Genomic DNA, 20059 nt, shown 5'->3' on the forward strand with positions numbered 1-20059 from the left:
AATATTGGCTTCCCGAAAGCCGTATATGCTCCTTAAATAAGGATCAAGAATTGATTAAGAGCGAAGGCCCAGCCATCATAACAAAAGACCTCACGAAGATTTTCAAGAGCGGGCTATTTCAGAAAACTGAGTTTAAGGCGGTTGACTCGGTCAACTTGACGGTTGAAAGGGGAGAGTTCTTTGGCCTTCTCGGCCCCAACGGAGCAGGAAAGACTACGCTCATAAAGATAATAAGCACTCTGACGATTCCCACGTCGGGAACAGCGCTCGTTAACGGGTACGATATCATCAAGCAGGAGAGGGAGGTCCGCAACTCCATAGGGTTGGTCGGAGTGGGAGAAAGGATCTTCTATTGGAGGCTTACCGGAATGCAGAACTTACTTTTCTTTTCATCGCTTTACAACATACCGCTGAAGGAGGCAGAAAGTAGGGCTGAGGAGCTGCTTAAGATGGTTGGGCTTTACCAGTTTGCGGATACTAGGTACATGAACTACAGCACGGGAATGCAGAGGAAGCTTGCTATAGTGCGCGCCTTACTTACCGATGCACCCATACTTCTGCTCGATGAGCCAAGCATAGGCCTGGATCCCATCTCGGCGAAGCAGGTCAGGGAGTTCTTAAAGGAACAGGTACAAAGGAAGATGGGAAAGACGGTCGTGCTTACCACGCACTACATGGAGGAGGCTGAGCAGCTCTGCGACAGGGTGGGATTCATGAGCAGGGGGAAGCTCGTGGCGGTTGGTTCACCTTCAGAGCTGAAGGACAAGATGAAGCAGGAGAACGCGGTGGTCATAAGGCTTGAAAATGGCGGACCTTGGGTCGTGGATAAGCTCGGTCTTCAGAAGGCCTGGTGGAGCGGCGAGGGCGGTGATCCGACTGGAAAGGGTACCCTAAGGGTGGTCGTTGAAAGCGATAATGAGGTACCTGAGCTCATAAAGTCTCTCATAGACTCCGGCGTAAAGATAGTTGAGGTGAAGATGGAGGAACCGTCGCTTTACGACGTCTTCGTGAAGGTGGCTGGCTCTCAAGTTCAGGTAGAGGGCCCAGTTCATAAACCCATGTTTGGTAGGAGGAGGGAGTGATCAAAACGGTCAACATTAGATCGGTTTTACAAAAGCTGTACGCCTTCGTGGTCATAAGGGGTTTTGACGTCTGGATAAGCTATAAGACGCAGGTAGTGTTCACGGTCTTGGGTTGGCTTCTCCCGGTTTTTTCTTACTACTTCATAGGCGTCATGTACAAGAACGCCGTCGCTCCATCGCTGGCAGCCTACGGAGGGAGTTACGTCTCGTTCATGGTCGTCGGAGTGGCCTTTCAAGGATACGTGTCATCGGCATTTACGACGTTAGCGACTCGCATAAGAAACGAACAGCTCATGGGAACCCTTGAATACGTGCTCATGTCGCCTACCCGCCTCTCCAGCTTTCTATTTTACAACGCCGCGTGGGCATTCCTGCTTAACTCCATCAACGCGGTTCTCATACTGGGCGTTGGAATTGGCTTCCTTGGAGTGCACTTTGTGCACGTCGACTTGCTGGGCGTTGCGTTAGCTTTGATACTTGCCATACTCAGCAACATGGGGTTGGGCATGGCCTCCGCCGGCATCATAATGGTAACCAAGCAAGGAGATCCCATATCCTTCCTCTTCAACGCCATCAGCAACCTGCTGTCGGGTGTGTTCTTCCCTATTTCCGTGCTTCCAACTTGGCTTAGGTTCTTTAGCTATCTTCTTCCGTTGACGTGGAGCCTTGAGGCCATAAGGTACTCGCTGCTTAAGGGCTACACTCTGTTCCAGCTAGCTCCATACCTGGAGATACTGTCGCTGTTTACCGTAATAACGGTGCCCTTCGGGCTCGGGCTCTTCGCTTGGGGGTTCAGAAGGGCAAGGGTTGAGGGTTCCATATCCCAGTACTGATTTTTTGGCCATCTTTGCCGTTGAAGGTCTCGCCCGTTAGGGCAGGAGATAGAGGGAGGAGCGCATGCCACCGCAAAGACGTTTTGAGATATTTCCCAAAGGCGTAAGGTATCCCCGTGGTGAAAGCGCGCGAGCGGCAACTCGGGCGCTAGCACCTAACGAAGCGCATGTGCCGAGGAGGAAAGCGCGCATGAAAAAGATGAAACCTTCAGGGATTAGACTTCAGAATTTAAGTCGTACATTAGAGTTGCCCGGAGCGTTGGCTAAAAGTTAATAGCTACCGCTGTTTTACTATAATGGCAACCGAAAATCCACATGCAAGTTCCGAGCCCTTGCCTGAGGACAGCCTTCTAAGGAGATCGTGGCTGTTGCTAAAGGGCGCCCTGGAAGGGTTAACCGAAAGGGATAGGCTTCTTTGGTTTATAATCGTGTTCGAGTTTTTGCTGTTGTCAACCATGATAGGCGCCGGACAAATGATGAATTCCCTTCAAGCCGAGGCCATGGCCAGCAGCGTGGGAGCGGGACTGCCCGTGTCCAGTGGGCCCGAAGCCGTTGCCATCTCCATATTTAAGAACAACTACTTCTTGGCTTTGCTGATGGACATACCCTTGGCGGGGCCCGTAATGGCGGCCTTCATATCCTTCAATAGCGGCCTTTACATATCGGCTCAAGCGATAGCGAGCTCAACCCCCTACGCTCAGATATCTGGAGTACAGGAGCTTCTGGCTTACTTCTCTGTGCCGACGTTCTGGCTGGAGTTTTTCGCCTACACGCTCGCAACGTTGGAAGGGATTTACCTATTGGTGTCGCTTTTTACGAGGAAGTTCTTGTCAGAGCTTCCAAAGTTCGTGGTCGTCGTTATAGGCGTGGCGCTTGTGCTTTTCATAAGCGCCGAGATCGAGGCCTTCTTCTACATGCGAGGGTAGGCTTTTCACCGGCCCAGCTTAAAGAGTATGATTGGGCTGTTAAGTGTGCTGCTGATCGCGGCAGTAGCACTTGATCTTGTCATTGGAGAGCCGCCCTCAAAGCTGCATCCGGTGGTCTGGATTGGAAGTTTGATATCAGCACTCGATGGACAGGGAAGGGGAAGGAGTTATGGGGTTCTCGTTTTCGTGGTTACTCTTGTGTTTGCATGGGCACTTTGGTTAATTCCGTATTTCTTGCTCATCAAGTACTCTCTCTTAGTTCCACTGCTTCTTGTCCTTTGGGTTTATCTTTTGAAGTCCTCCTTTTCATGGAAGCTCATGAGAAGCTACGGAAAACGCATCGCTCTTGCCTTGGAGATAGGAGATCTTGAGGCTGCCAGGAAGTTGACCTCCGAAATAGTGAGAAGAGACCTCGCGGACGCAGACGAGGGGTTAATTGCATCTGCCGCAATTGAGAGCATTGCGGAAGGAGAGGTCGATGGCCTTACCTCTCCTCTCTTGTATTATCCCTTTGGCATCCTAGGTCCGCTGGCGCAGAGGGCGATAAACACCCTTGACTCCATGGTGGGATACCCGTATCCTCCTTTTCGCGACGTTGGATGGGCATCCGCGAAAGCTGACACGATACTCAATTACGTACCTGCAAGGCTTACCTCATTACTGATAGCCATAGCGGCGCTTTTGATTGGGCTCAACTGGAAGGAGTCAGTTGCTGCCGCGCTCAGAGACCATCGCAAAACCAAAAGCGTTAACGGGGGATGGCCCATGTCCGCCATGGCTGGAGCGCTCGGAGTTAGGCTGGTAAAGCGTGGAGAATACGAGCTGGGGAGCGGCAACCTTCCGAGCGCCTCGGAAATTCGCCTTGCCATAAGGGTCTATGACGTATCGGCTTCGATGTTCGTGGTCATGGTCGCAGCCCTCTCGTTCTTCCCGCTATTTGCGGCAGCCTTCCCGCGATTTGCGTGAGCAAGAAGTCCCAAAACGGACAAAGCTCCTTTATCTCATGGAGGAGAGGAAGTTCCGTGGCGCGGAGCCATTGGGGGGCATCGCGGATGCTGATTTGCTGCTACGCGATCGTCTGGTGATTTAATCTCAACTTGAGTTAAGAACAAAAGCTGGCAAGGGCCAGCGGAAGCTACCTTGTTCCAAAAACGTTCTTATTGGGCACCCGCTTTCAGGGCATCCGCTATTACCTCTGAAACCGTTGGATGCCCATGTATTACCGTGGCCAGCTGTTCAAGCGTGGCGTTGAACGTTATAGCAGCAGCGAGCTCCTGTATCACCTCGGAAGCGTATGGCCCCAGCATCGTGGCACCGATTATCCTGTTGTTCTCATCGGCTATTATCTTTATGAAGCCGTGAGTCTTGCCGAGTGAGAGGGCTCTTCCATTGGCAGCCATGAAGGCACGCGCGACCTTGTACTTTATCCCCTTGTTCTTAGCTTGTTCCTCCGTTAGACCGACCGATGCAACCTCCTCAAATGTGTAAACTGATCTCGGCAATGCCCTATCATCGTAAATGGCTTCGTGCCCAGCAGCGTTGAGCGCGGCTATGGGTCCCTGCACAAGTGCTACATGAGCAAGTCCACCTCCCGCTGCATCGCCTATTGCATAGAGCCATGGCAGGTTCGTCCTAAGGTGGTTGTCCACCTTTATGAAGCGCCTGTTGAACTGTACTCCAAGGTCTTCGAGGCCAAGGTTAGCGGTATTTGGCGTCCTTCCTATTGACATCATGACGTATTCTGCCTTGTAGCTTTCCGTCTTGCCGTTTCCAACGTCAGCAACCACTTCCTTGAGATCTCCAGAATCCTTTATTTCCAGCACCTTGGCGCCCGTGTGGAACTCTATGTTGCTGAATTCCTCTGATAAGGCGTCCTGAAGGGCGTTTGCGATGTCGGCGTCCTCCAGCGGGAGAATATGTGGCATCATCTCCACGATCGTGACGTGGACGCCGCAAGCTGCGAGGAAAGTTCCCAGCTCTAGCCCTTCTGGTCCAGCTCCGGCAATTATGAGCGACTTTGGCTGCTCCTTCATGGATAGAAGTACTTGGCTATTTATCACGTTCTTACCGTCAATTCCCTTGATGGGTGGTCTCGAAGGCGAGGAGCCCGTAGCTACTACGACCGCCTTGCCGATCAGGATCTTTCCCGCGTCTTCTCCGCTCTCTATCTTTACCTTTCTTTCGCCTACGAGCCTTCCCCTGCCGCGGTAGATCTTCACACCAGCGCTCTGAAGCATGAACGTGACGCCCTCCCTTAGCTTTGCAACTATCTCGTCTTTGCGGGCCATTGCCTTCGAGAAGTCAAGTCTAACGTCTCCGTTGATGTCGACGCCGTACTGGGCACCATCTCTCGCGTTGAGGTAGGCTTCCGTGCTGGCTAACAGGCTTTTGTTTGGTATGCAACCCCAGTTAACGCACGTGCCTCCCATGAGGCTTTCCTCTATGAGAGCCACGCTTTGTCCAAGAGAGACGCTCTTGAGGGCTCCTGCATATCCTCCGGGTCCCCCTCCTATGTATATGACGTCGTACTCTTTCTCCTCGATTTTCTCGCCTAAAACAGTTCCAGTCTGAGACATAAGGTAAGCCTGCTCTCACTTATAAATATGGCGCATCGATCTTAAAACGAGGTTTCATGATTGATCTGCGTGTTTTTTGGCGTAAGAGTAGAAACCAAGCACCCAGATAACGTCTATCGCTATGAGCGCGGTCCCAAACTCCAGCAGCGACATCCCCGCGGCATAGAGGGCCAAGGTCAGCGCGGCTATGCTGATGATCAGCCCGAGTATGAAGCCATAAACTTCTCTTCTCATTGCAAGTGAAAGCAGGCTTTCATTTAAGCACGTCGATTTAATTTCGTCGCCGGAAACGTGATCCGTTGCTATGGGAAAAAAACGGAACGCAAAATATTTCACTGATGCTCCGCGAAACTCGAAGTGGAACCAACGGTACAGGGGAATGATATCATCTCGATGTGCGGTTACATCGCAGAAGCAGTTGGTAGGGAATAAGCGCCCTAGCTGCGGTTTCGTGCCTAATCTTAATCCAAGCGCGTTGACAAGTAGCTTACTCAACTAGGGATGCGAAATAAGTTGCGCTATCGGGGGTGATGGCTGCCGCGCCATCGGAGGGCCCAGCCATAGGGGCGGCAGTTCATATGAAACACTTAAATTTACATGCATATCTAACTTGGTCAAAATGACCCTTCAGGAAACAATTGAGGCCATTCAGAAGAACCCCAAGAACGGCTTGGTTGAGTTTAAGGCCGACGTCCTTAGCATAGGCGGACTTGAGGTTGTGGCCACCAGCAGGGACCACGCCATAATCGTAGATGAGCCTGCAGATCTCGACGGGAGCGACAAGGGCGCTAATCCCGTTGAATTGCTGCTTCAGGCTCTTGGCGCGTGCAACACCATAGCCACGATGGCCTTTGCCAAGGCCATGGGAGTAAAGGTAGATTCCATAAGGACAGAGGTAAGTGGCAAGCTGGATCTAAGGGGATTCTTGGGACTTGATCCAAACGTCAGGCCAGGCATCCTAGAGATCAACATGCAAACCAAGATAAAGAGCTCTGAGCCAAAGGAGAAGATAGAGCAGCTGAGGGAGTATGCAGAAGCGCACTGCCCGGTCAAGGACACCTTGTCAAAGGGGACAAAAGTCTCGAATAAGCTGATATTGGAGTGATTTTTTGTTTTAAAAATCAGCCCTCTATTAGGGCAATGGTCGTTCCGCTTTTTACCTTACTTCCTCCTTTTACCAGGATCTTCTTGAGGGTTCCGGATGCAGGCGCCTTTATCTCGGTACTTATCTTGACCGCGTTGCCTGTGGCAAGCACATCTCCCTTCTGAACCTTGTCCCCTTCTCTCTTTTTCCACTCAACTATAGTTATCTCGCCCGTTGGCCCTCCCGCTGGTGCCTTAACTTCGATTTCCATTTTGACCGCTAATCAGGCAAACTACGTTTTTAAGATTTTTCATTTGAGCTCTTGGGCTAGAAAGCCCGACGCAGCTTTGCGTCGCCTATTTTTCACGGGCAACGTCTTCTTCGACTGATGCCAGGCCAAGGAAGCTATTACATAAACTACCCCGTCCTTACGGGCGGGGTCTCTGGCGAGAAAAGATGAATCGGTGGCATAACCCATTTAACTTGATCATAACTTAGGGTTATGGCAGGGCTCGAAGAAATAGTAAAGGGCTACGCTCCGACAGAGCTCTTATACCTGAGGGATTCCTACATGAAGGCCTGCGATTGTGAGGTCGTTCAGTCTAAGAAGGACGGAAAAAGCGCCTACGTTTTGGCAAAGGCCACGATCTTTCACCCCAAGAGCGGGGGGCAGCCAGGAGATGTTGGATATATAAAAGGAGAGAGCGGTGAGCTTGAGGTTAAAAAAGTCATGGGCGTGTGGACGGATGACGGTTATTACGTGATCCACTACGGTAGGGGATCCGTGGAATCTGGTAAGGCAAATTTCCAAATAGATTGGGAAACCCGCTACCTTTACATGAAGAGGCACACGGCCGCTCACCTTCTGGATCACTGCCTAGCCGAGGCGACTGGCACGAAGACGCTCACCCTCGGTTCGTGGCTAGGAGATCCCGCGTACTTGGACTACGCTGGCTCCATGCCCTCAGAAGATCAGATAAGGATGGCCGAGCGCTTGGAGAATGACTACATTAATCAAGGACTTCCCGTTAGCTTCTCTGTGATTTCAGCATCGGATGCCACGCGCCTTGGCGCTCCAAACGAGGAAAGGTTACCGAAATCGGCAAAGGAGCTCAGACTTGTCAGGATTGGCGAATTTGAGTGGATACCATGCGGGGGAACTCACGTCAATAACACGAAGGAGATAGGGCATTTCACCGTCAAGGGGGTCAACAAGATAGAGGGAGGTTATCGGGTATACTTTGACGTGGACAAGGCTATCGGATAGACAAACTTAAATGTCGATTCATAGATACTTGAGGTGCAGCTGTTCTTGCATCCACACGGAAGAAGGGACGGCTGGAGGGTGAAGGGGCTGCGGTGGTGGATAATGAGCGCGCTATCCGAGGGACCCAAAAACGGCGCTGAGATATCAAGCTGGATAGAGGGAAGAAGCGAGGGCTTCTGGCGTCCGTCACCTGGCTCACTTTACCCAATGCTGGCCCAGCTGTGCGAGGAGGGCATAATAAAGAAGTGTGAGGATGGCAGGTACCGCCTCGTGGTTGGGCTGGGGCCAAGCTTCTGGAGGGTTGCCTCGGGCCCCATCTCGGTCGACGTGGCCATGAACGAGGTTGAAAGCTACATAGCATACATAGAAGATTTGGCCAAGATAGAGCCGGATAAGGTTAGGGGATACTCCCAAAAAATAAAAGAGATGGCCGAAAGGCTTCAAAAGCTTGTCGTCAATTAGCGATATTTTTGATCTATGTACGACGTCAAGTAAGACGGATCGAGACCTTCTCCAAAGGATTTGCTCAGCAGCTCCCTGGGAGAGTACGTGGCGCCCCACTTGTGTATCTTTTCGCGCAACCATGCCTTAACCTCGTTAAGCTCTAGTTTGGAGACCTTATCGTAAAGGTCCTTGATATCGTTCATGGCATGATACCTTGCCTGCGCGGCTATGACGTTCCCAATAGTATATGCGGGAAAGCCTCCTAGCCCTCCGCTCCAGTGGATGTCCTGAAGGACGCCCTCGGCATCATTCTTGGGCCTTATTCCGAGGTACTTCTCCATTTCTTCGTTCCAGAGTTCTGGTAACTCGTCCACCTTTATCTCGTTCGCCATGAGTTCTTTTTCAAGCTCGTACCTGAGAAGTATGTGGAAGTTGTAGGTCACCTCATCGGCCTCCACCCTTATGGGGTTGGGACTTACGTGCGCGAAGTAGACGAAGACCTCTTCAGAGTCGTACTTCTTAAGGAAGTCGAGATGAGAGCTAAGCAAGGGAAGCACGCCCTCGACGAACTCCCTCGTCCGAGCGATCATGTTTTCCATAAACCTCGACTGGGATTCGTGGACTCCGCTCGAGACGCCCCCAGCTAATGGCGTGTAGGCAAGGACCGGGTCGATCTGCAGCTCGTAAAGGGCATGTCCGCCTTCGTGAAGTATCGAGAAGAACGTGTCCTTGAAGTCGTATCCCTTTCTTCTTGTGGTTATCCTCACGTCGTTCAACCCGATGCTTGTGGTAAACGGGTGAGGCGAGACGTCTACCCTGAACCTGTTCTCATCATATCCTAGGCGTTTAAGTATCTCCCACTCGGCCGCCCTCATGTCATCATCGTTGTACCTCTCTTCCTCAAGCTTAGACCTCCTCGTGAAGTAACCCTCGCTGATGATCCTATCAAGCGTTTTCTTTAGCGAGGGGGCTATGGCTGAGAATATGCCGTCTAAGTCCTTGACGGTTATACCTTCTTCGTGGAGGTCAAGAAGCGCGTTGTACGGATGTTCCTCATATCCCAAATAGTTCGCCATCTCCCTCATCATGTTAACTATCTTTTCAAGGTCTGGCTTGAACTTGGAGAAGTCGCTGGCCTTTTTGGCCTCCCTCCACGATACGCTTGCTTGATTTGTTATAGAGGCAAGCTGCTGAACGAATGTCGGCGGGAGTTTCGTGTAGACCTTCGTGTTCCTTCTGAGCACTCTTGCAAGCCCTCTCTCGTAATCGTTAAGGCCCTCGGAGCGCTCCAGTTTATCAAGTAGTGACAGGAAGTCCGGGCTCGTTATCTTTTCCTGAAGCATGAGCTCAAGCTGGGCGTCCGCAAATCCCCTTTCCTCGGCCCCCAGCTTCGGCATGTAAGTTTCTAGGTCCCATCCCAAGAGCGCCATGGACTTGTGAAGCGCCCATATGGGCCTGTATTTCTCTGCCAGTTCCCTAGCATATGGGTTTTGAAAAATCTCGTACATTGGTACCTGTTGGTCGGGCCTTAAATGGTTTTGCCTCAAGTGCCTTCCTCGAATCCCGTGAGGTACTTAACCTGTTCATCGGTTAGCGAATCTATCGTTATTCCCATGCTTCTGAGCTTCAAAAGAGCTACCTGTTCATCTTGCTCTTTCGGGATCGGGTACACTCCCGGCGCGAGTCCCTTTCCGTTTTCCTTGAGGTAAAGCACGGACAAGAACTGGTTCGCGAAGCTCATGTCCATCACTTCAGAGGGGTGGCCCTCGGCTGCGGCCAGGTTGACAAGCCTTCCTTCGGCGATTAGAAATAACTTCTTTCCGCCCAAGTCGTATTCAACGTTGTTAGGCCTTATCTCTCTCTTCCCCTTGGCCAGCGATTCCAGAGCGCTGACGTCGATTTCGACGTTGAAGTGGCCCGCGTTTGCAAGTATGGCTCCATCCTTCATTAGCTTGAAGTGCTCTTCTCTGATGACCGACTTATCGCCAGTTGCTGTGATGAAGATATCACCTATGGGCGCCGCTTCGGTCATGTTGGTCACCCTGAAGCCATCCATACGAGCCCTCAGAGCTCTTATCGCTGAGACTTCGGTAACCACGACTTCGGCTCCCATGCCCCTGGCCCTGTTAGCAATGCCGCGGCCTACGTGCCCATATCCAGATACAACCACGGTTTTTCCAGCAAGCAAGACGTTAGTGGCCCTTATTATACCGTCTAAGGCCGATTGTCCCGTGCCGTACACGTTGTCGAAATCCCACTTTGTCTCCGCATCGTTTACGGCCATCAGCGGGAACGTTAGCCTTCCTTGCGATGCCATGGCCCGCGCCCTTACTATTCCCGTTGTCGTCTCCTCACAGCCTCCGAGAGGCTTCTTTCCCTTTTGAAGAATCGCCAGAGTGAGGTCCCCTCCGTCGTCAACAATTATATCGGGGTTCTTTTCTGCAACCTGGTCTATAGCCCAGTAATACTCATCTTTGTTCATTCCCCTCCATGCGTATACGTCGATTCCTTCCGATACAAGGAATGCAGCGACGTCGTCCTGCGTGCTTAGCGGATTGCTCGCTGCGAGGCTGAATTGGGCCCCAGCAGCCTGAAGCGCTTCCGCGAGCACGGCCGTCTCCTTGGTGACGTGTAGCCCCCCTCCTATGGCCAAGCCCTTGAGCGGTTTTTCGCCCTCATATTTCTGCTTCAGCTGCATTAGAACGGGCATGCGGGTTCTTGCCCACTCCACCTTTAGTCTTCCGGCTTCCTTTAGTGAAGGATCTTTTATCTTAGGCATATGCGTAAGGGGGATCGGCTTTTAATGCTTGCGAGGACCGCAAGACCTCGCATTAAGCTTAAACCCCCCTTCCCTCTTACTTTGAAAGTGTCAATCAGCTTACCGCTTGAGATACAGGTCGGAGATAAGAAAGTGATAGTTGATGAGAACGTTCACGCGATACTTAGAGAATATGTTAAAACCGGAATGGGGATAGATGAGCTTGCCGAGAAACTGGGATTTGATAACTGGAGCGAGGCTTACGAGCTTTTGAAGCAGGTCCCCGCATGGTTGCTTTGGCTTCCGCCCTCAGTAGTAAAGAGCTCAGTAGCACAAGCAGTTCAGCAACCGAAAGAAGAGGCAGAAACCGAGAAGAAGGAAGAAAAGACGGAGAAAAAGAGGAGGACCACGAGGAAGAAGGCGCAGAAACAGGAAGAGCAGAAAAGCGAAGCCGCTGAAAAGGAAAACCAGCCACAAGAGCAGGCTAACGAAGATCAGAAGCCTGCTGAAAAGCCGGCTGCATGAATCGCCAATCGGTATTGGATTGACAGGGCTTCTCGTAAGCCAAGAGGCGATCCATAGTTCGTATATGCACTGTTATCATCAACGGTGGTGCTGTGCGAAGTCGAGCTCTTGCTTTTATCGCGCTGATTTCTCGCGGTGATACTGGTCTAAGGCTTGCCTACAGAGTATTCTGATCGACCATAATAGCGAATAAGCGGCCAGTTTTCGTGGTAAATGAGACGGTTTTCATGATAAAAAATTTCTAAGTCGGCTTGCGGGCATTTTAGCGATCAGCTATGCTCGATAGTTTGCAAATCGTATTAGAAAGCGCCTTTAACAACCTTATATGGCTATGTATGCTTGAAAACGGCACAAAGCTTATATCAAGCGACGTAAAACAGCACCATGGAACGTAAGACAGCGGTAGGAAAAGCTCAGGATGTGAAATGGTTAATAGTAACCTCCCTTTTGGTGGCCTTTAGCATGTTTCTGGTGGGTTTTGACAACAACCTGTACTTCTTTGGCGGAGCTTACATAATGAAGGACATCGGGGTAAATGACCTGTTCTTGGGCATAACGGCCACGGGTTTTGCGGCCGGCATAACCATATTCAGCCTCGTAGGCGGAATTGTGTTCGATAAAATCACCACTCGCAACGGTATAATCGTGTCGCTTGGCATAATAACGGTGTTCAGCACGCTTACCGGTTTTTCAAGGAACTGGTATGAGTTGCTCGTTTTCAGGTTTCTCGTCGGTTTTGGAGTCGGAATGATTCAACCACAGGTTTCGGCCTTTCTGGGAGGGCTAAAAGTTAGCTATAGGGCAACCGTGATAGCAAGCGCTGGTTTCTTCTTCATGATAGGGTTAGCGGTTAGCCCCATGGTTTTTGCCGCCTTCTCCACCAGCACGACCTTCGACATCCCCTTCATACTGGCTGGCATCGCGGGGCTTGCGCTTATGGCACTTATAGCCGCGTTTGTGCCCGCAGAGTATAAGATCAAAGAACCTCCGAAGAAGGGCATGCTTGCAAACCTGAATTCGGCCGTCATCCTTGCCTCGGTGTCTTATCTGGCATTTGGTATAGCGTACTTTGCATACCTCGGTTATTTTACCCCTTATCTGTTAGCTGATGGTTTATCGAAGGGGGAGGCAGCCCTTGCTATTTCGTCTTTTGGTGTAGCTGGCCTCATACTGAGTTATCCAGGTGCCTTGCTCGGGGATCGCGCAGATCGCAAGATGGCCGTTCAGCTGGGGGCGCTCCTGATATTTGTGGGGGCCTTGCTCGCGTTTTCCCTTAAGATCTCTTTTGGCCTCGCGCTCGCGTCTGTCGCTTTGCTCGGAGCTGGCTACGCGATATACGGCAACATAAATGCGTACGTCCAGGAGGCCGTAGAAGATCAGTGGAGGGGAACGGCCATAGGCTTCATGTTTACGCTCTTCAACGTAGGATCGATGATAGGGGGTTCGCTGATGGGCTTTCTTGTGGTGGCCGAGGGTTACAGAATGGCGGGCTATCTTTGCATGGTGCTGCCGCTTGCGCTCAGCTTGGCTATCGCTAGCGGCATGCCAAAGAAGGCGATAAAAACTGGAATCTGATGAAAGGAAGCATATATTAAGAAGGGAATCGGCGCTCCCTAAGTCAGTTTTGGAGAACGCCGATACGATAAAGTCCATATCTCTGGATATCCACGAGCATCCAGAGTTGGGAAGCCAAGAGCGGAGGTCGAGCAAGCTTTTAGCAGATCAGCTGGAAAGCGCTGGTTTTGACGTCCAGAGAGGTTTCATGGGCATGGACACTTCCTTCTTGGCCCGGTATGGAAACGGGAACAAGAAAGTCGCGGTTCTTGCGGAATATGACGCGCTCCCAATAGGTCACGCCTGCGGACATAACATAATAGGCGCGTGGGCTATGGGGGTGGGCCTTTCGCTTGTGGGTGAGCTTGAGAACGCGACTTTGTACGTGGTAGGTACGCCGGCTGAAGAGGGTCTTGGAAAGTACGCGGCAAGCAAGGTCGTGATAGCGCCCCAGTTGTCAAAGATGGGGGTGAACGCGGTTTTTGCGGTTCATCCGGGCGGAGAGTGGATGGTCGGCGCAAAACTTCTTGGTGTTTCCAGGTATTCTTACGTCTTCAAGGGAAGGGATGCTCACGCCGCCGCGTCTCCTGAGAAGGGGATAAACGCCCTCGATGCCGCCGTTGACTTTTACGTCGCGTTGCGCATGATGCATGGCCTGCTAGACAGGAAGCATCAGTTTGTGTTGAGCGCCATAATAAAGGACGGTGGAACGGCACCAAACGTGATACCGGGTCGTGCTGAAGTATGGGCGGACGTGAGGGCAGATGAAGAGGGCTATCTCGATGACCTCATATGTAAAGTGAACGACAGGGCCAGAGCGGCAGCGACGCTAAACGGTTGCGGTATCGATATAACCCAGATAACACCAAAGATCAGCCCGTTCAAGAGGAATGAGATCTTAGATGATGTATACTATGTGGCTGCCAAGAAGTATCTGGGTGACTCGCTGGTCCCGGTTAGCGAGGCCTATAGCAGGATTCCTGAGGCCTCTTCTGATGTAGGTAACGTGTCTCAATTCGTTCCAACCTCGCACCTGACCATAAAGATAGGACCAAAGGGGATACCTGCTCATTCTATACAATTTTTACAGGCTGCCGGGTCCCAAGAGGCCATGGAGGCCCTGATAACTGCAGTTGCCATAGGTCATGATGCCGTGCTTGACTTCGTGAGAGGGCAGCCATGAGCAACGCACCGCGGGCATTTTTAGGAAAATAAGATGCGGGAAAACTTAAATCCGGCTGACCGTTTTTCTGGGGGGACGTAGTCTAGTATGGTCTAGGATGGCAGCCTGGGGAAAGTCCAGACCGCTGTTGATCGCGGGTTCAAATCCCGCCGTCCCCATTTTTGGGTCAGATGAGACGCTTTGGGAGTTAGGGTGCCCTAACGGCGCGTGTCTTTGATGCGTGCGTTGGTCCGTTACGATGAAAAATAAAAAAATGCGCAGTGGCAACACCGGCTTGAAATAGAGAAGGAAGGCGGTTCATCGGAGCCCTATTTGCTTTCCCCTGATTGAGGCCTTTTCCTGAGAAGTTCCGAGCTAGCGGAGCTGAGGTCTTGTACCATAAGTTTGTCTGTATGCGCTATTAGCATGAGCGTTTCCTGCATTTGCCGCTGCCGTAGAACGCCTTGGCTTTAACTCATTGGTCGTAAATGGGCTTTTGCAAAATCTCCTTGTTTAATTCAGAAAGCCCTCATGGGTTCGCTTATAATTTTCCGAGGAATCGAACTTCGTTAGGAATTCAACTCTTTATGTGAGTTTCTCTTAAGATCGAACCTTTTGCAAAAATCACGAGCGAGCTCATGAGCGGTTTCATGATTATGAACAACCCAGAAAAAATCACTTTTGTTTTTTGGTCAAAGGAGACGGTTTATGGGAAGCCCTTTCCAGGAACTTTGCTGCCACTTGCGCGTCATCAAGAGGTACTGGCTTGTAGGTCAGCCACCACGATAGGCCTTTGTACTGCGTCAGCCTGGTCTGCGCCTCTTGTATGGTCGAGGCCGTGGGCACTATGGCGTTTTCTCCTACAATCTCGTTGTTGGGCCAGTTCGCTGGAAGCGCCACCTTATCTCTCTCTATTACCTGCAGCGCCTTTGTAGCTCTTAGTATCTCGTCTATATTGCGCCCCAGCTCGAGCGGGTAATATATTATGGCCCTGATTATGCCCTGGGGATTGACGATAAAAACGGCCCTTATCGCTGCCGTTGGGGACTGCGCTTGTATCATGCCCAACTGCTCCGCCACGATACCCCTCGGGTCCGCTATTATGGGAAACGGGATCTCTATTCCCAGATTTTGCTTGATCCAATTGATCCATTCGATGTGTGAGGGCACACTATCCACGCTGAGCCCGATCAGCTCTACTCCTAACGACTTGAAGTCATCGTACCTGTTTGCAAAAGCGTAGAACTCCGTGGTGCACACGGGAGTGAAGTCTCCCGGATGGCTGAACAGTATGAACCACTTCCCTGCGTAATCATCAGGAAGCTTTTTAGTTCCAACCGTTGTTTGTACCGTCAGTGCTGGGAACTTTTCGCCTATCAGAGGAATCTGTCCCGGCATACAAAGTATGATTCAATGACTTATAAATCTGTCTTTTAAATTAACTTGATATGCTGGGATATTCCCTTAAAAAAACGCAAAAATCAGGTTTTCTGCCTCTTTACAACTAGAAAGAGACCAAGCAGGGCCCAAGCAGTTACGATGTAAGCTGGCAGGTTCAGCGGGTATGCCGGGATGGGGTACACCGTGCTCACTATCGCAAACGCCATGAGTATTATGGCGGCGCTTGGTATCACCACATGCCTTGCGAGGTCAAGGGTCTTGTTGCGCTTTGCGTAGAATGGAAGCGCGACGGTGGCAAAGAAGTGCTGGAGCATGAAAGCTATGGACGCTGCCCCCTCTATCACGAGCGCACCCATGAATGGGCCAAAAAGTTCTCCGGATAGGATTGCTATGGCTAGCGAAGTCAAGGCAACCGTCAGCACAGCGTTCTTGGGGGTGCCGAATCTGGGGTGAGTCCTAGATAGGAATTTTGGAAGTATAGCGGTATCCCTTGCCAGGTAGTAGAGCATGCGCGTAAGCGAGTTGTTGATCGCGATACCGAAGTCAAGAAAGCTGTTGATCACGACGGCCACGAATATCCATCCCCCAACGGCTCCTAGGTACCTGAAGTACTCTATGACGCCGGGATCTGGAGATGTCGCAAAGGAGCTCATGTTGTTTATTCCCCATCCCACCGTGAGGGCATATGCGTTCAGCGCTAGGGGAGCAACTATCAAGAGCCACCCGTAAATTATGCTCTTACTTATGGTCTTATTTGGATCTCTGGCTTCTTCTCCAAGCGCGACGACGGACCCCGAACCTCCATAGGAGTAGAGGCCGAAGAGAAGGCCTAGCCCTATGAGGGATAGCTTTCCGTGAACTGGTGCAGTGGTAAAGACCTCAAGGGTGTTGGCGGTCCCAAGCCTTGCTATTATCAAGAGGGCTCCGACCGTTAAGACGCTCACTTCGATGAATCCCGTATAGACCGCGTAGTCCAGCGAGACCCGTATTCCCCTATAGACGAGAATGGTAGTGAAAGCCAGCGGTATCAAGGCCAGCGCTACCCACGAGTACCGGATCGTGGATAGGGATGGAAACAAGAGGTATAGAAAGGCGGCAAAGGACAACAGCGCAAAGCCCGTGTACGTTAGAAACTCGTTGAAGAAGAAGAGCCATCCCGTAATGCCGCCCATCGCATCGCCTAGCCCAGCTTTAGCGAAAGCGGAATATCCTCCAGAACTTGCAATGCTCTTTGAGAATTGATAGTTTGTGTTGAGCCAAAGCAAAACCGTGATTGGCGCAATGACGAATACGAGCGGTGTTGACCCGCCAGAAGCTATAGCAGTCCCAGTTATGAGAATCGCAACCTCCGCAGCAGGGGCAACGTGACTGAAGCTTTGAAATATGCCGTGCCAAAGCCCTACTTGGTTGCTCTTAAGCCTATTATCGGTTGGCTTTGCATCGTCTCCCGTTTCTTTGCTTTACTCCTATTTAAGTGCAGCGGTCATAACCACCTGCATGCCGCTTAAAGAAAGCCCGCTTAAGTCATTATAAAGATTATTTATGATAAAAATACGGCATCGTTAACGAAGGCTCTCTAACCTGCTTATGCGCTCATCGAGTTGTCTCTCTTGGGCCTTTATCCTCTCTAGCTCATCGCTAATTTGCTTGGGCGTTCCCTTTGTACTCTCCTTAATCTTTCTTGCGGCATCCCTAGCCGCGCGCCTTATACGGGCTTCTGGGTCACGGGTGCTCGCTTCCTCTAGGGTGCCGATCAGCCTCAGGCTCATGCCGCGCTCTATTGCCTCGATGGTTGCCCTTCTAACTCTGAGTGAACGATCCTTGATGAGTTCTTTCAGCCTTTCCGTGGCCTTTATCTCATCTGGGAAAGCGCCCAACGCGCGCGTGGCGGCGCTTCTCACGGCCTCATCTGAATCTGGAGACGTCAGCTTAATTATCGCATCAAGGGCCTTTTGTCCCCGTATCCTTGAAAGTCCGTCGATCGCCCCAACCGTTATGGAGTAGTTATGACCTCCGTAGCTTAGCGCCTTTATCAGCTCATCCTCATAAGGCTGACCGCCAGCCGTGCCCAGGGCCGCGGCGGCGCTTCCTCTGGTGTAGTATCCCTCGTTTTCGCTTAAAAGAATCGAAGAAAGGGCCTTAGCGGCCTCTTCATTAGGCCCGTGCTTTCCCAGAGCCTCCGCGATGGCAGTTCTCACCCTTGGATGTGGTTCTCTCATCAAAGCGTTGAGCAGGGCGCGGACAGCGCGCTCCGATCCTATTTCGCCTAAGGCCTTAGCGGCCTCTACCCTGCATCCCCAAAAGGCATCCCTTTGCATAACGCCAGAGAGCGCTTCGACGGCCCTATCGCTGCCATCTGACCTCAGCGCCTCGATAGCTTCGAGCCTTGCCGTTGCCGTCTTGTAGGATGCTTCAGATATGGCTTCCTCAAGCTTTTTCTTCGCCTTCCTCTCAAAGAAGAGCTTTCCGGTAGGATCTATGCACACGAACTTCGGAGGCCTTTCGAGCTTAATGTAGATGCTTGTGGATGGCCTATCAAGTGCAACCGGCATTATCCTGTCGCCGTCATCGGTAGCTACCAGTATGTCGGCGTTTAAATTGTAAGCTGGATAAGAGTCATTGGGTTGCACTTGATCTATCAAGATCTTTAAGAGATTGAGGGAACTATCGTAATCCCAAGAGTAGGAGACCTGTGGATGGCCTGACGAATATACGAATTGATAGAAGAACCATTGAAGCCGTTTTTTAGACACCTGTTCGGCTATCCTCTGGAGATCTGTTGTTGACGCTGGTTTAAAGGAGCGCTCTGTTAGGAATTCCTGTAGGGTCTTCTTGAATGCGTCCTCTCCGATTAGATTAGCTAGGTACCACAGCACGAGGCAGCCCTTCTCATATGAGTGGCGGTCGAAGAGTTCCCACGGATCATCGTAAACGTTGAAGACTATGGGTCTCGCGTACCTTTCTCTGTACTCTGAGAGGTAGGCTGACATGCATCTGTGAAGTGAGTACTGGAACTCTTCCTCTCCCTGGGCGTGTCTCTCGTAAAGTGCTTCCATGAGTGTGGCAAATGACTCATTTAGCCATATCTCGGACCAGCTTTCGGCCGTCTCCAGATCCCCAAACCACTGGTGAGCGAGTTCGTGGGCAATGAGCGGATCGGAGGTGAAGTCCTCACGACCAGGACAAGGGAATTTAGAGCCCGGACAATGAGCGTGCTCATCATGCAACGTGGAAGCGGTGAGGAGCGTAGTGGTCGTGTTTTCCATCCCACCTCCAAAGCCCCACACGGCAACCTGCTTGTAGTTAGGCCACGGATACTTCACGCCGGTGTACTCTTCGAAGAACTTAATGGCGTCGCAGGTTCTGTAAAACGTCATCCTAGCCTTATTTGCCCATCCCTTAGGAACGTAGTATTCGAGGGGTAATCCATCGCATTGTTCTCTTATGACATCGAAATCTCCTGCCGCTAAATCTATTAGGTATGGAGAGTGAGGCTTATCGAGAGACCACGTCCACTCCTTCTCCTCGCCTTTGTCCGTCTCCTTTACCAGAACACCATTTGACACGGCGATCATGGAAGAGGGAACGATCGCCGACAGCTGAGTCGGAAACTTTATCTGCGGGGAGTCCGGAAGGGGAATCCAGTACCTGTTGTCCTCGCTTTCACCCTGCGTCCATACGTAGGTCTTGCCCTCATGCTCTACAAATGTGAGCCCCTTGCGCGGTGACGTTGAATAGGTGATTTTAAGGATGTGGTGGCCCAAGGGTGAGTTAACGGTGATCTTCTTTCCGTCGTAAGCGAAGTCGGCTTGCCGATCGTCTAGTTCCACGGACTTGACCTCCATTTCAACGGCATCAAGTTCGATGGGACCCCACGAAGAGAGGTCATATTCGGCTAACCCGTCAATCCGTTTAGATTGAGTGTTAAGGCGTATGGTAACGGCCAGCTTGTAAACTGAGAAGTTGAACGTGCGCGTAAACTTCGGCTGATAATCAGGGTATACGAAATCTCTCCCAGTTAGGTAGGAAAAATCCATGCAATCCGTTTACGGGTAAAAATAAGGTTTCTCTTGCGAGGATTGAGAGGTGAAAGTGGGCTTGCCTGAGGGTCGCGCCAGAAAGCCCTTGCTTTTGGCCGCTTATTAACCGGGGAGAGGCGGACCGGAAATCAATGCGCTTAAATATGACGCCGTTATACTTAACATATGAGGAATATCTCTCTGTCAAAAGCAATAGCCGGCATGATTATAGTTTTTGTGCTGGGCTTCGCCGCCGGATGGTTCGCGTGGTACGCCTTCGTTCCCACTGCACGCGCCTCTCCTGATCCTGGATCAGCAGGTAGCCCTTACGGAACGGCCACGGGCTCTGGATCAACAACGAGCAATAACTCAGGTTCGTCTTCTGGGTACTCTTCTTCGTCTGGCGGATGGTAGCCATAAATGCCGGC

The 20059-nt window shown here is 51.3% G+C and carries 19 protein-coding genes and 1 tRNA gene; 12 read left to right on the plus strand and 8 right to left on the minus strand.

The genetic code is table 11. From position 1 onward, the window contains the following. Positions 1–50 precede the first annotated feature (50 nt). The 4 genes from PRZ02_RS01320 to PRZ02_RS01335 all read left to right on the plus strand — a co-directional run bounded on the left by PRZ02_RS01320 (position 51) and on the right by PRZ02_RS01335 (position 3807). Entirely contained in the window at positions 51–1082 is a 1032-nt protein-coding gene (locus PRZ02_RS01320) for an ATP-binding cassette domain-containing protein (RefSeq protein WP_449464052.1), read from the plus strand. After that, positions 1079–1915, plus strand: coding sequence for an ABC transporter permease (locus PRZ02_RS01325; protein ID WP_449464053.1), 837 nt, complete (start codon positions 1079–1081; stop codon positions 1913–1915). The genes PRZ02_RS01320 and PRZ02_RS01325 overlap by 4 nt, the downstream gene beginning before the upstream one ends. A 296-nt stretch (positions 1916–2211) precedes the next feature. Further along, entirely contained in the window at positions 2212–2841 is a 630-nt protein-coding gene (locus PRZ02_RS01330; protein ID WP_449464054.1) for a hypothetical protein, read from the plus strand. Between the two features lie 27 nt (positions 2842–2868). Next, complete coding sequence (locus PRZ02_RS01335) at positions 2869–3807, plus strand: cobalamin biosynthesis protein (protein ID WP_449464055.1); 939 nt, start codon at positions 2869–2871, stop codon at positions 3805–3807. 191 nt (positions 3808–3998) lie between these two features. Here PRZ02_RS01335 and lpdA read toward each other — a convergent pair whose 3' ends face one another. Both lpdA and PRZ02_RS01345 read right to left on the minus strand, forming a co-directional pair. Further along, entirely contained in the window at positions 3999–5417 is a 1419-nt protein-coding gene (lpdA, locus tag PRZ02_RS01340) for a dihydrolipoyl dehydrogenase (RefSeq protein ID WP_449464056.1), read from the minus strand. 54 nt (positions 5418–5471) lie between these two features. Beyond that, the gene (locus PRZ02_RS01345; RefSeq protein WP_449464057.1) at positions 5472–5651 is read right to left on the minus strand and encodes a hypothetical protein; all 180 of its coding nucleotides are present in this window, start codon (positions 5649–5651) and stop codon (positions 5472–5474) included. Between the two features lie 385 nt (positions 5652–6036). On the opposite strand from PRZ02_RS01345, the gene PRZ02_RS01350 reads away from it, so the two are divergent. Further along, positions 6037–6522, plus strand: a complete 486-nt coding sequence (locus PRZ02_RS01350; protein WP_449464058.1) for an OsmC family protein — start codon at positions 6037–6039, stop codon at positions 6520–6522. A 16-nt stretch (positions 6523–6538) separates the two neighbouring features. Here PRZ02_RS01350 and PRZ02_RS01355 read toward each other — a convergent pair whose 3' ends face one another. Continuing rightward, entirely contained in the window at positions 6539–6772 is a 234-nt protein-coding gene (locus PRZ02_RS01355) for a biotin/lipoyl-containing protein (RefSeq protein WP_449464059.1), read from the minus strand. 231 nt (positions 6773–7003) lie between these two features. Between PRZ02_RS01355 and PRZ02_RS01360 the strand changes: the two genes are divergently transcribed. Next, a complete protein-coding gene (locus tag PRZ02_RS01360; protein WP_449464060.1) occupies positions 7004–7768 on the plus strand; it encodes an alanine--tRNA ligase-related protein in 765 nt (254 codons plus the stop codon). 33 nt (positions 7769–7801) lie between these two features. After that, entirely contained in the window at positions 7802–8230 is a 429-nt protein-coding gene (locus PRZ02_RS01365; RefSeq protein ID WP_449464061.1) for a PadR family transcriptional regulator, read from the plus strand. Here PRZ02_RS01365 and PRZ02_RS01370 read toward each other — a convergent pair. Beyond that, positions 8227–9720 carry a carboxypeptidase M32 gene (locus PRZ02_RS01370; protein ID WP_449464062.1) on the minus strand — a complete coding sequence of 498 codons (1494 nt, stop codon included), beginning with the start codon at positions 9718–9720 and terminating at the stop codon, positions 8227–8229. The genes PRZ02_RS01365 and PRZ02_RS01370 overlap by 4 nt on opposite strands. Before the next feature lie 35 nt (positions 9721–9755). Next, positions 9756–10991: an adenosylhomocysteinase gene (gene ahcY, locus PRZ02_RS01375; RefSeq protein ID WP_449464063.1), complete on the minus strand. Its 1236-nt coding sequence runs from the start codon at positions 10989–10991 to the stop codon at positions 9756–9758. A gap of 87 nt (positions 10992–11078) precedes the next feature. Between ahcY and PRZ02_RS01380 the strand changes: the two genes are divergently transcribed. The 4 genes from PRZ02_RS01380 to PRZ02_RS01395 all read left to right on the plus strand — a co-directional run bounded on the left by PRZ02_RS01380 (position 11079) and on the right by PRZ02_RS01395 (position 14390). Further along, entirely contained in the window at positions 11079–11495 is a 417-nt protein-coding gene (locus PRZ02_RS01380) for a hypothetical protein (RefSeq protein ID WP_449464064.1), read from the plus strand. A 384-nt stretch (positions 11496–11879) separates the two neighbouring features. Then, positions 11880–13070 (plus strand): MFS transporter, encoded by a 1191-nt coding sequence (locus PRZ02_RS01385; protein WP_449464065.1) that lies wholly within the window; start codon positions 11880–11882, stop codon positions 13068–13070. Between the two features lie 49 nt (positions 13071–13119). Continuing rightward, positions 13120–14232 carry an amidohydrolase gene (locus PRZ02_RS01390; protein WP_449464066.1) on the plus strand — a complete coding sequence of 371 codons (1113 nt, stop codon included), beginning with the start codon at positions 13120–13122 and terminating at the stop codon, positions 14230–14232. A 71-nt stretch (positions 14233–14303) separates the two neighbouring features. Next, positions 14304–14390, plus strand: a tRNA-Pro gene (locus PRZ02_RS01395). A gap of 496 nt (positions 14391–14886) precedes the next feature. On the opposite strand, the gene PRZ02_RS01400 is transcribed toward PRZ02_RS01395, so the two are convergent. The 3 genes from PRZ02_RS01400 to PRZ02_RS01410 all read right to left on the minus strand — a co-directional run bounded on the left by PRZ02_RS01400 (position 14887) and on the right by PRZ02_RS01410 (position 19649). Then, positions 14887–15609 (minus strand): peroxiredoxin, encoded by a 723-nt coding sequence (locus PRZ02_RS01400; RefSeq protein ID WP_449464067.1) that lies wholly within the window; start codon positions 15607–15609, stop codon positions 14887–14889. A gap of 83 nt (positions 15610–15692) precedes the next feature. Further along, a complete protein-coding gene (locus tag PRZ02_RS01405) occupies positions 15693–16997 on the minus strand; it encodes an APC family permease (protein WP_449464423.1) in 1305 nt (434 codons plus the stop codon). A gap of 177 nt (positions 16998–17174) precedes the next feature. After that, complete coding sequence (locus PRZ02_RS01410) at positions 17175–19649, minus strand: HEAT repeat domain-containing protein (protein WP_449464068.1); 2475 nt, start codon at positions 19647–19649, stop codon at positions 17175–17177. 168 nt (positions 19650–19817) lie between these two features. Between PRZ02_RS01410 and PRZ02_RS01415 the strand changes: the two genes are divergently transcribed. Then, complete coding sequence (locus PRZ02_RS01415) at positions 19818–20045, plus strand: hypothetical protein (RefSeq protein WP_449464069.1); 228 nt, start codon at positions 19818–19820, stop codon at positions 20043–20045. Positions 20046–20059: the final 14 nt, after the last annotated feature.

Origin of the sequence: Tardisphaera saccharovorans (assembly GCF_046635845.1) — an archaeon.
GTDB lineage: Archaea > Thermoproteota > Thermoprotei_A > Marsarchaeales > UBA168 > UBA168.